The sequence below is a fragment of the Cytobacillus solani genome, from assembly GCF_001420595.1.
Taxonomy (GTDB): domain Bacteria; phylum Bacillota; class Bacilli; order Bacillales; family Cytobacillaceae; genus Cytobacillus; species Cytobacillus solani.
Window position 1 is genome coordinate 3,556,064 of the sequence record NZ_LJIX01000006.1, and the last position, 16,718, is coordinate 3,572,781.

General features: G+C 38.1%; 18 protein-coding genes. 4 read left to right on the forward strand and 14 right to left on the reverse strand.

From position 1 onward, the window contains the following. The 3 genes from aroE to AN957_RS19755 form a co-directional block, all read right to left on the reverse strand. On the reverse strand, positions 1 to 831 hold the full coding sequence (gene aroE, locus AN957_RS19745) for a shikimate dehydrogenase (RefSeq protein WP_056685791.1): 831 nt from the start codon (positions 829 to 831) through the stop codon (positions 1 to 3). A gap of 73 nt (positions 832 to 904) precedes the next feature. Continuing rightward, the gene (gene yqeH, locus AN957_RS19750) at positions 905 to 2,008 is read right to left on the reverse strand and encodes a ribosome biogenesis GTPase YqeH (protein WP_056685794.1); all 1,104 of its coding nucleotides are present in this window, start codon (positions 2,006 to 2,008) and stop codon (positions 905 to 907) included. Between the two features lie 3 nt (positions 2,009 to 2,011). Further along, a complete protein-coding gene (locus AN957_RS19755) occupies positions 2,012 to 2,527 on the reverse strand; it encodes a YqeG family HAD IIIA-type phosphatase (RefSeq protein ID WP_053477089.1) in 516 nt (171 codons plus the stop codon). A 641-nt stretch (positions 2,528 to 3,168) separates the two neighbouring features. On the opposite strand from AN957_RS19755, the gene AN957_RS19760 reads away from it, so the two are divergent. After that, a complete protein-coding gene (locus AN957_RS19760; protein WP_053477090.1) occupies positions 3,169 to 3,309 on the forward strand; it encodes a sporulation histidine kinase inhibitor Sda in 141 nt (46 codons plus the stop codon). 222 nt (positions 3,310 to 3,531) lie between these two features. Here the strand turns inward: AN957_RS19760 and AN957_RS19765 are convergent, their stop codons facing one another. Further along, entirely contained in the window at positions 3,532 to 4,329 is a 798-nt protein-coding gene (locus AN957_RS19765; protein WP_056685797.1) for a phosphatidylserine decarboxylase, read from the reverse strand. Between the two features lie 152 nt (positions 4,330 to 4,481). On the opposite strand from AN957_RS19765, the gene pssA reads away from it, so the two are divergent. Further along, positions 4,482 to 5,021, forward strand: coding sequence for a CDP-diacylglycerol--serine O-phosphatidyltransferase (pssA, locus tag AN957_RS19770; protein WP_053477092.1), 540 nt, complete (start codon positions 4,482 to 4,484; stop codon positions 5,019 to 5,021). 95 nt (positions 5,022 to 5,116) lie between these two features. Here the strand turns inward: pssA and AN957_RS19775 are convergent, their stop codons facing one another. After that, a complete protein-coding gene (locus tag AN957_RS19775) occupies positions 5,117 to 6,916 on the reverse strand; it encodes a M3 family oligoendopeptidase (RefSeq protein ID WP_056685800.1) in 1,800 nt (599 codons plus the stop codon). 581 nt (positions 6,917 to 7,497) lie between these two features. Here AN957_RS19775 and AN957_RS19780 point away from each other — a divergent pair. After that, positions 7,498 to 8,469: a F510_1955 family glycosylhydrolase gene (locus AN957_RS19780; protein WP_245637800.1), complete on the forward strand. Its 972-nt coding sequence runs from the start codon at positions 7,498 to 7,500 to the stop codon at positions 8,467 to 8,469. A gap of 40 nt (positions 8,470 to 8,509) precedes the next feature. On the opposite strand, the gene AN957_RS19785 is transcribed toward AN957_RS19780, so the two are convergent. Beyond that, the gene (locus AN957_RS19785) at positions 8,510 to 8,839 is read right to left on the reverse strand and encodes an antibiotic biosynthesis monooxygenase family protein (protein WP_053477094.1); all 330 of its coding nucleotides are present in this window, start codon (positions 8,837 to 8,839) and stop codon (positions 8,510 to 8,512) included. Positions 8,840 to 8,925: 86 nt separating this feature from the next. Then, positions 8,926 to 9,642: an RNA polymerase sporulation sigma factor SigK gene (sigK, locus tag AN957_RS19790; RefSeq protein ID WP_053477095.1), complete on the reverse strand. Its 717-nt coding sequence runs from the start codon at positions 9,640 to 9,642 to the stop codon at positions 8,926 to 8,928. A 179-nt stretch (positions 9,643 to 9,821) separates the two neighbouring features. Between sigK and AN957_RS27845 the strand changes: the two genes are divergently transcribed. Next, positions 9,822 to 9,983, forward strand: a complete 162-nt coding sequence (locus tag AN957_RS27845; RefSeq protein ID WP_156319137.1) for a hypothetical protein — start codon at positions 9,822 to 9,824, stop codon at positions 9,981 to 9,983. Positions 9,984 to 10,721: 738 nt separating this feature from the next. Here the strand turns inward: AN957_RS27845 and AN957_RS27075 are convergent. From AN957_RS27075 to AN957_RS19820, 7 genes are all read right to left on the reverse strand, one after another. Continuing rightward, complete coding sequence (locus AN957_RS27075) at positions 10,722 to 10,862, reverse strand: YrzI family small protein (protein ID WP_075209194.1); 141 nt, start codon at positions 10,860 to 10,862, stop codon at positions 10,722 to 10,724. A gap of 384 nt (positions 10,863 to 11,246) precedes the next feature. After that, a complete protein-coding gene (locus AN957_RS19795; RefSeq protein WP_053477096.1) occupies positions 11,247 to 12,383 on the reverse strand; it encodes a bifunctional cystathionine gamma-lyase/homocysteine desulfhydrase in 1,137 nt (378 codons plus the stop codon). Continuing rightward, complete coding sequence (locus AN957_RS19800) at positions 12,384 to 13,307, reverse strand: PLP-dependent cysteine synthase family protein (RefSeq protein ID WP_056685803.1); 924 nt, start codon at positions 13,305 to 13,307, stop codon at positions 12,384 to 12,386. It lies immediately after the preceding gene. A gap of 23 nt (positions 13,308 to 13,330) precedes the next feature. Further along, positions 13,331 to 14,029 (reverse strand): 5'-methylthioadenosine/S-adenosylhomocysteine nucleosidase, encoded by a 699-nt coding sequence (gene mtnN, locus AN957_RS19805; protein WP_056685806.1) that lies wholly within the window; start codon positions 14,027 to 14,029, stop codon positions 13,331 to 13,333. Between the two features lie 16 nt (positions 14,030 to 14,045). After that, positions 14,046 to 14,684: a class I SAM-dependent DNA methyltransferase gene (locus tag AN957_RS19810; protein ID WP_056685809.1), complete on the reverse strand. Its 639-nt coding sequence runs from the start codon at positions 14,682 to 14,684 to the stop codon at positions 14,046 to 14,048. 174 nt (positions 14,685 to 14,858) lie between these two features. Next, positions 14,859 to 15,782, reverse strand: coding sequence for an ABC transporter permease (locus tag AN957_RS19815; protein WP_056685812.1), 924 nt, complete (start codon positions 15,780 to 15,782; stop codon positions 14,859 to 14,861). Further along, positions 15,779 to 16,645, reverse strand: a complete 867-nt coding sequence (locus tag AN957_RS19820; protein WP_053477101.1) for an ABC transporter permease subunit — start codon at positions 16,643 to 16,645, stop codon at positions 15,779 to 15,781. Before AN957_RS19820 ends, AN957_RS19815 begins: the two co-directional genes overlap by 4 nt. Positions 16,646 to 16,718 lie beyond the last annotated feature (73 nt).

Here is a 16,718-nt window from a genome sequence, read left to right on the forward strand (position 1 = left end):
TTATCCCCCCAGTTGGTTGAGTACAATATTTTTCATGCGTTCGATATTTGGAAAAATGCCTGTCCATTTTTCAAAAGCAAGTGCTCCTTGATAAACAAACATATCTAACCCATTTTGTATTTTTGCACCTTTGTTTTTAGCTTCCCGCAAAAACTTTGATTCAAGCGGATTATATATTATATCACTTACAAGTGCATCAGTCTGTAGATTATGTAATGAAAGCGGAAGACTTTCTATATTCGGAGCCATCCCTATCGGTGTAGTTTGAATGAGCAATTGGTAATCAGCAAGGTTTTTTTCTGCTTCTTCTTTTCCAATGGCGGCTGAAGGAACACGAAATGGGCAATCATTAATCAGCGCTTTTGCCTTTTGTGTCGTTCGATTATATATGTCTAATCTGTTTACTCCAGCTTGAGCCAATGTGAAATAGAGAGCTCTTGCTGCACCGCCTGCTCCGATAATCAGAATGTTTTTCTCTGTTATCTCCGGCAGCAGCGTTAATAAACCTTGTAAATACCCGCTGCCATCTGTATTATAGCCGACAAATTTTCCATCCTCATTCACAACCGTGTTCACTGCTCCAATGGCTTCTGCAAGCGGGTCCAGTTTGTCCAAAAATGGGATAATTGTTTCTTTATGCGGGATGGTAATATTAAATCCAGCTATTCCAATGGCTTTTAAACCAATCACAGCTTCCTTCAGGTTCTCTCTTTTCACATTTAGTGGCTGGTAATGAGCATCTATGCCATAAGCTTGAAATAAATCATTATGCATAGCAGGCGACATCGAATGAGCGATTGGATCCCCTATTACAGCAAAAAGCTTCTTCATGTTCCATCCCCCTATTTATACGATCTATTTATTAGGAGAAACTCCGATTTCACACAATATCTTTTCTTTGTCTTTAGATTAAGGATTTTCTCACAAGTGCATGAACGCCTTTTGGCACAAAAGCGGCCACTTTTGCACCAGGGTCATTGATTGTAATCCAGCCAAGACCTGAAAAAACAATATCTGTTTTTCCTTCCTTAATTGTAAATTCATGCTTAACTAATTCAGGGAAAGTCTCCATATCTTCGATTCTCGGTGGAGTCAGTAATTCCCCGGCATGATTACTATATAACTCATCCGCTTTTTCTAATTTCGTACGGTGAATATTGATATCATTTGAGAAATGGCAGACGAAGGACCTGCGCCCACCTGATAAGTAATCAAATCGAGCAAGGCCACCAAAGAAAAGCGTTTGTCCTTCGTTTAGCTGATACACCTTTGGCTTGATCTCTTTTTTGGGTGTAATGATTTTCAAATCACGTTTATCAACGTAATGGGCCATCTGGTGATGATTAATGATTCCAGGTGTATCAACAAGTGCTTTTCCATCAGATAATGGAATTTCAATAATATCTAGAGTGGTTCCTGGGAAATGAGATGTCGTAATGACATCACCTTCTCCTGTCACTTCTTTTAATATGCGGTTAATAAATGTTGATTTCCCCACATTTGTACATCCGACGACATATACGTCTTTTCCTTCACGATATTCATCAATAGCTGCAGCTACTTCATTAATAAACTGTCCTTTCGCTGCACTTACAAGAAAAACTTCCTCTGGTCTTAAGCCAAACTCTTTTGCTTCCTGCTTCATCCAGTTGATTAGCTTATTCGGTTTCACAGATTTCGGGAGCAAATCTACTTTATTCCCAACAAGAAGAATTTTATTGTTCCCAACGAATCGATGCAGTCCTGGAAGCCAGCTGCCGTTAAAATCAAAAATATCAACAATTTTAACGATTAATGCATCGCTTTTTCCGATTTCATTTAATATTTTCAGAAAGTCGTCATCCGTTAAATGAACGTCCTGTACTTCATTATAATGCTTCAAGCGAAAGCAGCGCTGGCAAATAACTTCTTCTTTCTCAAGAGCAGATGTCGGTGCATAGCCGATTGCTTCCCTGTCTTCAGTTTGAATCTTCACACCGCACCCGATGCATGAATATTGTTCACTCACTAATTAATCCTCCCATTGGATCATTCCTTTTTTTCGGAACCAATTTAATATTTTTCTTTCTACTTTTCGATTAAAACGGGTTATAAATCCATCTGTTTGTGCAACTGGAACAACAAGAATTGTCCTGAATCCACTGCGATTCCCTCCGAGCACGTCAGTTAATAATTGATCGCCAATCACAACTGTCTCTTCCTTTGCAAGCCCCATCTCCATTAGTGCACGATTAAATGCTCGTCCTAATGGCTTCCTTGCTGCAGGGATAAACGGGATATTTAGGGGATCTGAAAATGATCTTACACGGTCCTCATTATTATTAGAAACAATCGTAATCTTCACATTGCTATGTTTCATTTCTTCAAACCATTTAATTAATCGTGGCGTAGCGTTTGGCCGATCCCATTCGACCAGCGTATTATCTAAATCAGTAATGATTCCTTTAATACCTTTTTCCTTTAAAACTTCAGGGGTTATTTCAAAAATGCTTTTAGCATGCTGATCCGGCAAAAATTGCTTTAACACTATATCACACCTCAGTTACCTTTCGAAATTAAAATCAATCGTCTATTTTTCTTAACAATCATAACCAATATAAAGCTTTCTATCAAATACGAAAAGCGGAAGCGCCTTGGTCAGGGGCGACAAGCATAAGACAAGCCGGATGGAAGGTTGTCCTTTAACCTTCTAGGCGGATTGGCTTATAACCTCGAGCCCCTAGGCGCTGCAGCTAGACAAACGAAAAGCGGAAGCGCCTTGGTCAGGGGCGACAAGCATAAGACAAGCCGGATGGAAGGTTGTCCTTTAACCTTCTAGGCGGATTGGCTTATGACCTCGAGCCCCTAGGCGCTGCAGCTAGACAAACGAAAAGCGGAAGCGCCTAATAAGTATAGTATATCCTTTTTAATGGAAATATTTTTCGACAATATTCTTTATCCTCTTACCTGTGGATAACTTTATACACATAAAACACACTCATTTATATACTTTTCTAAATTTTATAAACAACTTAACCACAAGTTATCCACTAAATACTGTGGATAACAGAACGGTTGTTCTAACCGTTTATTTTTGCTAGAGTAAGGGTACAACATAGAAACTACATTATATGTATGAAGAAGCGTAAATAGAATCAAACTTTATATTCTTTATGGAGGTGAATGGACATGCGCAAGCTATCAGACGAATTATTAATCGAATCATATCAAAAAGCAAGAGAGCTGAAACTGAGTCCCGATTTCATCCGCCTTATAGAAACAGAAATTCACAGACGCTCATTATCCCATAGAATAAAAGTCTCTTCATAAAATATACAAGCCCAATCAGGGCTTTTTTCTTTTTAAAAAATAAGAAAGTATAACTTGGGAGTTAGAGAATTGCCTAGCGCAAGCGTCCTATCGCCTATCAAACTTCAGGTCCCCTCCCTACGATAAGTCGACATCAATTCGCTCCACTCATTGTGTCTCCTTTATCGAAAGAACCGGCCCTTCTGCGTCTGTACGGCGATGACCAAGGCACTTGCGCTTTTCTTAGGTAGATCTAACCGACGAAATGTATCCGATACAGTCTCCTACGTTCACATCAAAAGGTACATGAATGGAAGGCAACGGCTCGAAGCTATTTTTTTCAAAAAGAAGCACTACTGTTGAACCAAAGGAAAAGTAGGCCATTTCATTTCCCTTCACTAATTCATCCCCTTCGTGAATGACTTCAATCGAATTAACAAACATGGCCCCAACTTTCACAATCGATATAAATCCGCCCTCATCTTGTTTTACCTCTGTAATTTTTCGATAATTTTTTGATAATGAATCTTTTCCGTATTTTAATCCGTACTTATTAACTGGATAGGATTTTCCGCCAAGTGTCCATTGATCAACAACTTTTCCTGACACCGGGCTATGAATTCGATGATAATGACTCGGACTAAGATAGAAGATCATATAATGTCCACCTGAATACTTTTCGACCTTCCGATCATCACCTAACATTTCTTTAATCGAATAATCCTTTCCTTTCACAGTGATGATGTGACTCGGCTCAATGATGCCCACGTCTTCTATCACAGCATCCACTGGACTGCTAACCGATTGTGGGTTCTGATCTGGCGTTCTTGCCCCAGCTTTAAGCTTGCGGGTAAAAAAGTCATGTAAAGTATGATAGTCTTTCAGGTTTTTTTCCATTTCACTTTCATTGATTTGATACAATTTAGTAAAAGAAGGAATGAAAAACCGGCTTGCCTTTGACAGGGCAAATCTTTTTAAAATGCTTGAAGTCCATTTTCCATTTGTCAGTTCAATCATCAGTCGATAAAAGGATTGAATCAAAAATCCCGCCTCCATTTAAGTGTAAATTTACTCTTTACGTATAGTCATAAAAGCTATAAAATTAAATACTATTAATTATATCAACAAATAAATACCCTTTAATGAACTTATTTATAGTATGTGTTCTTTTAAACAAATGAGGTGTTCCGTGAATGTTTTTATCCGATGTACTTGATCAAACGATTAAGAAATTAAAAGCACAGACAGCAAATGTATTAACTTTAGCAAACTTATCACTTGGCGGCTTTGCGATTATTTTCACCTTAAAAGGGAATCTTGAATTAAGCTTGCTGCTTATTTTTATTGCTGCTTTAGCTGATCGGTTTGATGGCATGATAGCACGCAAGCTTAATATTGAATCGGAGCTGGGCAAGCAATTAGATTCCATGAGTGATATTATATCATTTGGTGTTGCCCCTGCACTATTAATATATCAAGGAATTTTATTTGAATTTGGTGATCCTGGCGCATTTTTCACTATTTTTTACATTGGCTGCGGCGCTTTCCGTCTTGCTCGCTTTAATATTAGTGAGAACAATGGGTATTTTACAGGTCTTCCGATAACTGCTGCAGGGTGTCTTGCTACTCTAAGTTATCTTGCAATTCCTTACTTTCCAGCACAATTTTTCTTATTTATGATGATTATTCTTTCTTTTTTAATGGTCAGTCCGTTTAAGTTAAGGAAAGTATAAAGTAAAACTTCAATCAGTGGGGGTCTTACAGCCCGTTAATCTGCGATAAAATGATAAAAGCCGCACCCAGTTTATTTATTGGGTACGGCTTTTATTTATTTTTTTTCTGTCAGCAGTAAAAACTCCTCTACATCATCCATACATAATTGTACTGCCTTTTCCCAGAAATCAGGCTTTGTTAAATCAACATGTAAATGCTTCATCGCGAGATCCTCTACAGTCATTGAAGCTGTATCCTTTAACAGCGCAATATACTTTTCTTCGTACCCTTTTCCTTCTTCCAAAGCTTTTGCATAAATACCGAGCGAGAAAAGGTAGCCGAAAGTATATGGGAAGTTATAAAATGGCACACCTGTTATATAGAAATGCATTTTAGAGCCCCAGAATAATGGATGATATTCATCAAGTGCATTTCCGTAAGCTTCTTTCTGGGCTTCCTCCATCAATAGATTCAATTTTTCCGTACTAACAGTCCCGTTTTTCCTCTCTTCATAAAACCGGGTTTCAAATAAGAATCGAGCGTGTATGTTCATTAACAGGGCAACAGAACGTTGTACCTTATCTTCAAGAAGCGTTATTTTCTCCTGCTCGATTTTCGCATTTTTCACTGAAGCATCAGATACAATCATTTCTGCCAAAGTAGATGCAGTTTCCGCAACATTCATCGCATAATTGCGATTTAAGAGGTGAAGATCCCTCATCGCATACGTATGGAAACCATGACCAAGCTCGTGAGCTAATGTCGAAATGTTAGATGGTGTTCCAGAATAGGTCATAAAAATCCTTGATTGACTGCTCTCAGGGAAATACGTATGAAAGCCCCCAGGTGATTTCCCTGGCCGATCTTCTGCTTCAATCCATTTTTCCTCAAAAGCCATTTTAGCAAATGATGTCATTTCATCACCGAAGTGAGAAAACTGCTCTAAAATAAATTCTGCTCCTTCTTGATAGGATACCTTTGATTCTGTATGATCAATTGGCGCATCTAAATCATACCAGCTTAACTTTTCAAGTCCGAGAAGCTCTGCCTTTCTATTTAAAAACTTTACGAGCGGTTGTTTATTTTTCGAAATAACATCCCACATTGCAGTTAGCGTATCTTTTGACATCCGATTAATATTAAGCGGCTCTTTTAATACATCCTCCCAGCCGCGCTGTTTATAGACATTCAGTCTAAAGCCAGCTAAGTGGTTGAGCGCCTTTGATAAGTAATCTGATTGACCCTTCCATGCCTCTTCCCACTTAGCAAACATCTCTTTTCGAACGCTTCTATCAGGGTTTGAAAATGTATTGGCAGCTTGACCGACAGATAAACTCTTTTCTTCTCCATTCTCTATAAAAGGAATTTTTATATTGCCAACAACTAAATCATAAAGCTGGCTCCAGCTATGATACCCATCAACCCCAAGTGCATTGATTAGGCTTTCTTCCTCTTTAGATAGTTTTTCAGAAGCTGTCTTTCGACGTTCGGTAAGAACAAAAGCCAATTCTTTTAGACCCGATGTTTCTACTAATTCAGCCCACACATCAGAATCATAGCTTGTAAGCTTTTCATCAAAAAGTGTAAGAACTGACAGGAAGGATGCGCTTAATTGTGTAATGGCTGCACGATGTTCAGCCGCTTTCTTGTCGTCTGTATCCTGAGCCTGTAAACAACTAACAAATGCCCCTGCTTCACGCAGCTTTTTTGTAACAGATTGAAATTTTCCCATTAAGCTTTCGATTTCTGTCTGATCAGAAATGGAATTCGTTTGTTCCCAGTTATGTACGCTTGTTTCGAAATCATTTATTTTTTCTTTTGTTTCTCTTAAATGTGCAAGAAATGCTTCGGAAGAACTTCCACCTTTAAAAAAAACATCCAAATCCCATACTGGTGAATATGTAGTTGCTGTCATGCATCTTCCTCCTCTTTCCTTCTATATCTAATTACAGCTATATTATAAGGTAACTTTTCGGAAATTTCTATCAATAACAACTAGAAGTGCAAGCCGCATTTCTCAGCTCCGTATGGACTGGACCTTTCCCGACTAGATAAAGGGAACACGAAGAGCGAAAGCGCATACGTGCTTGACTTATCGTAGGAGAGGGAGAAAAGTCCTCTGATTCTTGAACAAACAAAAAGCTTATGCAAGAAGAGCATAAGCTTTCACTAGCAATTCCCTCAGTAATAAAACCAGCCACCAAAGACGAGGAGTAAAATTAAGAGCACTACTGCGAGGGCTAACCAGAAACCGCCTCCACCGTAATAGCGAGCTGGACAGGGGGGTGGCGGACAACTGTATGTGTATGGATATCCATATGGCATAAACTTCTGCCTCCCTTCTTGTATTAATAAATGATGTGTGTCATTGGGAACTTGTATAGGCTTATGTGTATTTTCCATCCTTTTTTAGGATGAATCCTTTGCTTCTGTCTCCTATTTTCCGTTACTATTGGGGAAGACAAATATGACTAATTAGCAGTTGGAGTGAAAAGAATGAATGGATTAAAAAAGTTATTTCTGCCATGTATGATTGGATTTTCCCTATTCATGGCTGGCTGTTCAAACGGAGAGCAAACGGAAAAAGAACAGCCCAGCAAAAAAAGTGAACCTGTTCAGGTGAGCAAATTTGAAATCAAAAAGGCATCTCCCCAACGTCTTGAACGCATTAATGGGTTAGGGTATCCAGGAAATGATGAGGGGTTATATATTGCTTCACATCAAGGAATAAAGGTTTTCACTGATAAGGGCTGGCTTGAGGGATCCACCCAAAAACATGAATACATGGGTTTTCAGGCAAGTGAAGATGGCTTCTATGCGAGCGGCATTCCAGAAGAAAGCTCCGATTTAAAATCACCGCTTGGGTTAGTAAAAAGTACGGACAAAGGGGCTACGCTAAAGAAACTCGCTTTTTACGGTGAAAGCAATTTTCAGTTTTTATCAAAAGGCTACGGGACAAATACGATATATATGATCAATCAAGAGGAAAATTCGATGCTAGAGCCAGGGGTCTATCTTTCAGATGATGAAGGAAAATCATGGAGCCCAGTTGCATTAAAAGGGTTTGAAGCGGATACGTTAGGTATGATTGCAGCACATCCTACGAATAGCAACAAGATGGCAATGTCTACTAGAAGCGGCATTTTTTTGTCCAAAGATAAAGGGGCAAATATGGAAAGGGCAACCGCTCCGGTCATGACGACAGCTCTAGCATTTTCGGAAGAAAACCTCTACTATTCAGCGGTCGAGGAAAACAAAGTACTTTTTTATCGAATGGATATACATACGAAAAAAGCTGTTCAGCTAGAAATTCCATTCTTAAATTATGATAACCCCGTTACATTTATTGCTGTGAATCACAAGAATAACGCCACAATTGCCTTTGCAACGTATTTAAACGATGTGTATGAGTCGAATGATGACGGGAAAAATTGGGACTTAGTATTAAAGAATGGGAAAATAGAATAGAAAAAAATCTCAGGCAAGTAAATTTAGCCTGAGATTTTTTTTATATTTGCTGCTGAACTGCATTTTTCACCGCTTTTACTTCATATAATCCGCCTTCAGAACTAACAATATATTCTGGCTTTGGCTTACCTAAATTAGCCTTGTGGCCAGCGATATGCTCTTCACTCTTCTCCCACTTCTTCCAAAACTCCTCAGACTCCCAGCGGATCATCACAATAACCTCTTCATCCCCACGACGGCTCTTCTTCACCATTACCGTTGAATCAATAAAGCCTTCTTGTTTTTCAATAATTCCTTGACCGCTAAAGCGGTTAACCACTTGCTCTGCATTTCCTTCAGTTACAACAATTTTTTTCATTTGGACAAACATGAAATCATCTCCAATTACTAGTGATACATCTATAGTAATTGATAATGATTTTCAGTGTCAACTTTTAATCATTTTCAATGATGATACTAACTATTCTTCCTCTTCTCCTTCTCCGCCCGGTAAAACTCGTGAAACATCTTCATCAATGCCCGCTTTTCAATTCGCGACACATAGCTTCTGGATATACCCAGCTCTTTGGCGATTTCTCTTTGTGTTTTTTCCTTTTTTAAATCAAGTCCAAAACGCCCAACTATAACTTCCTTTTCCCTGTCATCAAGCACAGTGATGTATTCCTTTACTTTTTCTAGCTCCATATTTAATTGGATCGTATTAATGACATCCTCTGAATCCGATTTGAGAACATCAATTAGTGATATTTCATTCCCTTCTTTATCTTGACCTATCGGGTCATGAAGTGAGACATCTTTCTTCGTCTTTTTCAACGCTCTCAAATGCATGAGAATCTCGTTTTCAATACAACGAGCTGCATAAGTCGCAAGCTTTGTACCCTTTCCTTCTGAATAACTCTCTATCGCCTTTATTAACCCTATTGTGCCGATGGAGATGAGATCTTCCGCATCCTCACCCGTATTTTCAAATTTTTTGACAATATGAGCAACTAATCGCAAATTGTGTTCAATCAGCATGTTGCGTGCATGTGAATCGCCAGCAGCCATTAGCTGCAAATACCTTTTTTCATCAGCAGCAGATAACGGTTGAGGAAATGCATTGTTCTTTACATAAGAAACAAGAAAGACAATCTCCTTAACTAAATAACCAAGTGCAGTTAAAATCCCAGACATTTTTCCACCCCCGCTTTTTCGGCCTTTTGCCTATACATAATTCCTATGTAGCAAAGGAGTTGTTTTTGTCTGTCCACCTATATATTTTATAGGGGAATTATTTCCAAACACTATTTTAATGGACAATACTTACTCCCTTTCGCTAAGATATAAGGAGTATATTTTGAGGTGGGAAAAACTTGATTAATCGTGTAGTTTTAGTACTCGTTTTTTTTATCGTTGTAGTAGCAAGTCTTGCAGAAATTATTTTTGAAGGCTTTTCATTAAAAACAATTCTCTTATTAATCGCTACTATTATACTTATTGCATTTTTGTGGATGAGTCCGAAAAATAGGGATTAGTCCCTCCATTTAATCTTTGTATGAATTTGAGGGTTCTGCGGACTACCTTGACTTGTTCGAGTGAAATCTTGTCCGAACCTGAGGCTACTTCGGACTGCTTTAGCTGATTCGAGTGAAATCTTGTCCGAACTTGAGCCTACTACGGACTGTTTTGACTTATTCGAGTGAATTCTTGTCCGAACTTGAGCCCCTTTCGGACTGCTTTGGCTTTTTCAAGTGAAATCTTGTCCGAACTTGAGCCCCTTTCGGACTGCTTTGGCTTTTTCAAGTGAAATCTTGTCCGAACCTGATAACATTTCCAAAAAGCACCATTTATTTATCTATTAAAAAAGGGATTAACCATTCGGTTAATCCCTTTTTCTCGTTTATTCAACAACACTCACTTCTGAGTAAATAATTAATCCTATAGTTGTGCAAAGTACTAGCCCCATCACAATTGTGAACATGATATAGCCTCCCTTTAAACTCCCTTATTCATTTTAAATTTACCATAAACACAACGAGTATATTTAAAACAAATATGAACATTCTGTTAAGGAAGGAAAATATAAATGAGTCTAGGCTTTACGCTTCTTTTTTCTGAATTCAAGAGTCAGCAGCAGTACATGAAGCGACATCAGATCTCCTCCTCTAACATAAGCTAGGTGGAATCTTTCTCCACCCATAAGATTGCTTGACGGCATTGCATTAAAAGATTCATCTTAAACTACCACCTTTCATTGTTTATTTTTAGGTAAATTAAAAGTGACGATACATTGAGAATTGGCGATTACGGTTTTCTTCGTGAATTTTTTTAACCATTTGATTATGAAGTACTTCTTCAACTGAAACATTGCGTTTCTTAATGGTAATTGTAAAAAACAATATGTTTAATGTCATGATGGGTTTCACCTCCTTTAAATAGTCCTTTTAGGGACAAAAAAACCGCAAAGAGACATAGCTCCTGCGGCGTCTTAATTTTGGGCACAAAAAAGCCGCAGGAACACGATTCTCCCTGCGGCATGGATGGGCAAAATAAAATAAATTAAGCGATCCATTCCCTGTAGGTCGAATTCGTAAAATATAAAACTGCATTTAATTTTTCAATTGCTAATAAGTTCATCATCATTTCATTCGACCTCCTTTTTCAGAAATTTTTTCACTTACATTGGTAATTATAGCCACATCCGATCTGTTTGTAAACACTTATTTGCCTAAATTTTTAATTTTCCCATTTATATCGCTCGACAAAAAACGCCCTCATAAGGGCGTTTAAAAATAGTATTAATTTTCCAATGCCTGTTGTAAGTCTTCCATTAAATCTTCTACATCTTCAAGCCCAACGGAAATACGAACTAATCCATCTGTTATTCCAAGCTCCGCACGACGCTCCTGCGGAATGGAAGCATGTGTCATTCGAGCTGGAACAGAAATTAAGCTTTCTACAGCTCCGAGACTTTCTGCTAATGTAAAATACTTTATTTTCTCCAGAAGAATATCTGCATTTTTTTCACTGCCTACATCAAAGGAAATCATTCCGCCAAAGCCTCTGGCTTGTTTTTTGGCTATGTCATGATTTGGGTGTGTTTCAAGACCAGGATAATAAACCTTCGTTACAGAAGGATGGCTTTCCAGAAACTCAACGATCGCTCTCGTATTGCTCTCTGTTTCTTCCATACGAATACCCAATGTTTTAATTCCTCTCATTAAGAGCCATGAATCCTGAGGACCAAGCACACCGCCTGTTGAGTTTTGTACAAAATGCATATCTGTAGCTAGTTCATCACTATTCACAACTACTAATCCAGCAACAACATCACTATGTCCGCCAATATATTTCGTTGCACTATGGAGGACAATGTCTGCCCCCAGCTCAATCGGTGTTTGCCAGTAAGGTGTCGAGAATGTATTATCAACAATTGTCAGCAATTGATGTTCCTTTGCTACTTTTGCCGCCTCAGCAATATCCGTAATTTTTAATAGCGGGTTAGTCGGCGATTCTAAGTAAAGAGCTTTCGTATTTGGTCTGATCTCAGCCTTAATATTTTCAAGCTTACTCGTATCAACAAAGGTTGACTCGATGCCAAAACGGTTCAACACCTTTGTCATCACGCGATATGAACCACCATATACATCATCTGTCATGATTACATGATCTCCGCTATTAAACAGCATCATAACCGCAGTAATAGCTGCCATCCCTGAACCAAAGGCAAATCCTGCTTTTCCGCCTTCTAAATCTTTAATTAATTCTTCCAGCGCATGTCGTGTCGGGTTGCCCGTCCGTGAGTATTCAAATCCACTATGCTTCCCTACACTTTCTTGTTTGTATGTGCTCACTTGGTAAATAGGCACTGATACCGCACCTGTGTTTGGATCTCCTGAAATTCCGCCATGAATGAGTTTTGTTTTTCTTCTCATTTATATACCGCCTTCATAAATTTTTTTGCTAATATATCGGTCACTGCCATCAGGAAAAATTGTAACAATATTTGTTCCTTCCTTTGCCTTCTTCGCTTCTTCTATTGCAGCATAAAGAGCTGCACCAGAAGAGCTTCCAACCAATAATCCTTCCTTTAATGCTAATTCCTGAACTAAGCGAAAAGCGTTCTGATCAAGGACCGTATGGATTGCATTGAAATAAGAAGGTTCGATAAATTCAGGCAGGAACTCCATTCCAATCCCTTCTGTTTTATGCGGACCAGATTCACCGCCATTAAGGATTGATCCTTCTGGCTCCACAATCACAGTTTTTATCTTAGGATTCTTTTCTTTTAAAAAGCGGGAAGTGCCCATAAAGGTGCCACCAGATCCCGCTCCAGCAACAAAAATATCAATATGTCCATCCATCTGTTCCCAAAGTTCAGGACCTAGCGTTTTATAGTAAGTATGTGGATTCGCAGGATTCGCAAATTGCTGCGGACAAAAGGAATTCGGAATTTCATCAAGCAGCTCCTGCGCCTTTGCAATTGCGCCTGCCATCCCTTCACTTGTAGGTGTATGGACAATTTCAGCTCCTAGCGCCTTCATAATGACTTGTTTTTCCAAACTAAATTTTTCTGGCATACACACAATCACTTTAATCCCTTTATTTAAAGCAGCAAGTGCTAAACCTATACCTGTATTTCCTGCTGTCGGTTCAATGACAGTTCCGCCTTCCTTCAGCTTCCCGCTCTCCATTGCATCCTTTAAAAGCTCCTGCCCAAGACGGTCTTTCACACTTCCTCCTGGGTTTAAAAACTCAAGCTTAGCAAATAAGCGAACACCTGCTGGAAGAGCAAATTGATTTAACTCCAGAATGGGTGTATTCCCAATTAATTGATGAACATTTTTAACGATGTTCAAACATATCCCTCCTTCGTTCGGAGTTATTGTTTCATCGCTGCTACGATCTTCATGACCAAATCAGCTGAATGTAATGCAGCCTTTTCAAGGAATTGATCAAATGAGACATCTGATTCCTTTCCTGCAATATCTGAAAGTGAGCGGATAACGACAAATGGTGTTCCAAACTGATAGGACACTTGTGCAATTGCCGCAGCTTCCATTTCAACAGCTTGAAGATCTGTAAATTTGTCACGAATGAACTCTACTCGAGCAGGATCATTCATAAATGAATCCCCTGTAGCAATCAAACCGCGCACAACTTGAATATCTTTAATTTCTTTCGCACATTCCTCCGCAACCTGGATTAATCGGCTGTTTGCTTCAAAGGCTGGCGGCAGCTGCGGAACCTGACCATATTCATAACCAAATACTGTTACATCGACATCGTGATGTCTTACTTCAGTAGAAATAACAACATCCCCTACATTTAACTGTGGATTAAAGCCTCCAGCAGACCCTGTATTAATGACGTAATCGGGTTTGTACCTTTCAAGAAGAATAGCAGTTGATAATGCTGCATTTACTTTGCCAATTCCTGAGCGCAAAAGCACAACGTTTACTCCATCCATTTTGCCGCTTGTATACTCGCAGCCCGCGACCACTTCTTGTGTTTTATCTTCAATTTTTTCTCTCAAAAGTGTTACTTCTTCTTCCATTGCTCCGATGATTGCTATTTTCATTATCAAAACCTCTTTCTTATTTTTTCACTCCTTCCATAATCCACACGAAATCATTGCACTGCTTGAATCTTGGTGTAAAACCATTCTGTTCTAACAATCCTTTTAAGAGTGGGATTGTCGTATAGTATTCTCGCTGCAAATCTTCTGCAAGATTATGAAAGCCGTTTTCCATTGCTTTTTCTATTGCTCTCTTATAGCTTTTAGCAGACTCATACATTGTATCCGCAAAGACTATTTTACCACCAGAAGCAAGTAGGTTTCCATACTTGGCAATAGCAGTTTCTTTTTCCTCATCGGTTAAATGGTGAAAAGCATAAGAACTTACAAATGTATCGATTGGTTGATCAACAGGAAAGCTTAGAAAATCGCCATCTACAATCTCAGTCTTATTTGCCAGCTTTTCCTTAGCTATTTTTCTCATCGAAGGAGATGGCTCCACTCCCGTTACCTTCAACCCTTTTTCAATCATCTTTGCTGTTAAATTTCCCGTACCAGGTCCAAATTCAAGGACGTGTCCAAAAGAGCGATTGGCAACTTTCTGCAATAATTGATCATAATGTTTAAACACTTCCTTATATTCTATATCGTGTCCAGTTACACTTTCATCGTAGGTGTCAGCCCACTTTTCAAATAGCTCGATAAACTCCTTCCCCATCTCACTCACTCCTCTATATTATACACTTATAATTCCTATGAGTATAGTATGAATTAAACAAAAACATGTTCTTAATTTAGCATAAGTGTGTAAAACATTCAACAATGGAAGCTAGTCAGTTTTCAATAAAAAAACACCCATTTTTTAAAATTTTGGGTGTTATAATCTTAATAATTATAGGTGACTAGTCCTTCTAGCTTTATTTTTCAATGAGGCATTTAAACCAGATGAAAGAAGATAAAATGAAAATAGCAAGAGCATATAAGCGATTAATGGATATAGGATGATCCATTGGGAGTGGTATAAAAAGGATCGGGACTGACCGATTAGCCCTGACCATTCATTTGTTATTGAAAGATAGATTGTGGGAAAATACTGTTTTTCTGTTCCTCCTAGAAAAAGATTAAAGATTCCTAGCTGTCCGATGATATGTAATACTTGTATGCATTCATTTACAAACAAAGCAAGCAGATTGCCTTTCAAAGCAGGATATATATGTTTACTGGAAATGTGGCGATTACTTCCTCCAAGTGTCTTCGCAGCTTCTACATAGGCATTTTTCTTTATTTCAATCGTTAAATTAAAAATGACGTTGTAAACCCCAGGTATCCCTAATATCGTCATTAAAAAACCCTGAATGAAAACTAAAATAGTTGGTGGAAGAGTCGGCTCGACATTTATTCCGACCATAATAAAATAAATAATTATAAAAATCGGAATGCCGCTAAATAGCGATACTTGTTTATTTCTTCTCTGATCGGCCAGGGATATTACCCCATTTAAGATACCGAAAGCTGTTCCTATAATCAGTCTGATAACAGCTACAATCAGCACTGTAAAAACAGTGTATTTTGCCCCATAAAGCAATAGAGTAAGAATATCATACCCCCATTTGTCAGTCCCAAATACATGTTCTTTGGAAGGCGGAAAAGGGGAACCTTTCAGTTGCTGTTTTCCATCATCATTCTCTATATACCCTATTTTTTTGGAATACTCTAAATCATAGGGTGCTACATATGGTCCAATTATGGAAATAATGACAAAAAAGGATAAGAGAACGATTCCTATAATCAGTAATATATTGGGTTTTCGTCTCATTTGGCTAACCACCTTTCAGCAGCCGCCAATAATAATCTTAGTGAATAATAACAGAACATATAAAGGACAAATAAGGATAGAAGGCAAATGATCACAAGATTATATTGATACCCAAATTTACTTGAATGAACAAATATGAACGATGTTAGTCCACGAGTATTATATAAGTACTCCACAATGAAGAGATTGCCAATCATAATACTTATAACTTTATGTAAATCAGCCTTCAAAAAAGGAAGAACATTTGTTGTCACATGGTATAAATAAATATATTTTTTACCGAGTCCTTTTGACTTTGCCAATAGGATGTAGTCCTCAGTCGTTATTTCCGATGTTGCTTCAGATAAACTTCTTACTAAATAGATCGCGGGGATGAGGATTAATGTAAGGATGGGTAGAAAAATTGCCGGATCATCAATAGAAGAAGAGGCTACTTTAAAAGTCTTTACTCCTAAACTTTTATTTATATAAACGACAGCCATCTGCAACATAAGTACCAAAAGAAAATCAGGAACCATTCCTATGAATCCTAAGCTTGCATTTATCCAGCGATTTGTTTTTTTCCAAAGGAAAATTCCTAAGGAGATTGAAATAATCATAACGATGATTGCTGAGATGATTAAATATAAATAAGATGATAAAAAATAGGAAACTAAGTCACTAAGAATCAAACGAGCTCGTCCGCCTTGAGAATAATACCAAGCCTCTCCGGAAAAAAGTCCCCTAAAAAATTCTTTAATGACTGTAACCATTCCATCTAAATCGATTGATACTTTTTCATCCATATTCAATAAACCTAAAGGGAGAGCAGCGAGGATAAGTAATAAAAAAAGATTCAATAAGTGACGATATATAGCGGTCATTGTTCCTCCAAGAAAATTAATGTTACTTTTATTTTATCAGAATTTTCTACCATTAAAAACGTGAATCTTGCAC

Coding starts and splice junctions, on each gene's coding strand:
- aroE (WP_056685791.1), bottom strand. CDS start 831: ATGAAGAAGCTTTTTGCTGTAATAGGGGATCCAATCGCTCATTCGATG.
- AN957_RS19760 (WP_053477090.1), top strand. CDS start 3,169: ATGCGCAAGCTATCAGACGAATTATTAATCGAATCATATCAAAAAGCA.
- pssA (WP_053477092.1), top strand. CDS start 4,482: ATGTTTTTATCCGATGTACTTGATCAAACGATTAAGAAATTAAAAGCA.
- AN957_RS19775 (WP_056685800.1), bottom strand. CDS start 6,916: ATGACAGCAACTACATATTCACCAGTATGGGATTTGGATGTTTTTTTT.
- AN957_RS19780 (WP_245637800.1), top strand. CDS start 7,498: ATGAATGGATTAAAAAAGTTATTTCTGCCATGTATGATTGGATTTTCC.
- AN957_RS19785 (WP_053477094.1), bottom strand. CDS start 8,839: ATGTTTGTCCAAATGAAAAAAATTGTTGTAACTGAAGGAAATGCAGAG.
- sigK (WP_053477095.1), bottom strand. CDS start 9,642: ATGTCTGGGATTTTAACTGCACTTGGTTATTTAGTTAAGGAGATTGTC.
- AN957_RS27075 (WP_075209194.1), bottom strand. CDS start 10,862: ATGACATTAAACATATTGTTTTTTACAATTACCATTAAGAAACGCAAT.
- AN957_RS19795 (WP_053477096.1), bottom strand. CDS start 12,383: ATGAGAAGAAAAACAAAACTCATTCATGGCGGAATTTCAGGAGATCCA.
- mtnN (WP_056685806.1), bottom strand. CDS start 14,029: ATGAAAATAGCAATCATCGGAGCAATGGAAGAAGAAGTAACACTTTTG.
- AN957_RS19810 (WP_056685809.1), bottom strand. CDS start 14,684: ATGGGGAAGGAGTTTATCGAGCTATTTGAAAAGTGGGCTGACACCTAC.
- AN957_RS19815 (WP_056685812.1), bottom strand. CDS start 15,782: ATGAGACGAAAACCCAATATATTACTGATTATAGGAATCGTTCTCTTA.
- AN957_RS19820 (WP_053477101.1), bottom strand. CDS start 16,645: ATGACCGCTATATATCGTCACTTATTGAATCTTTTTTTATTACTTATC.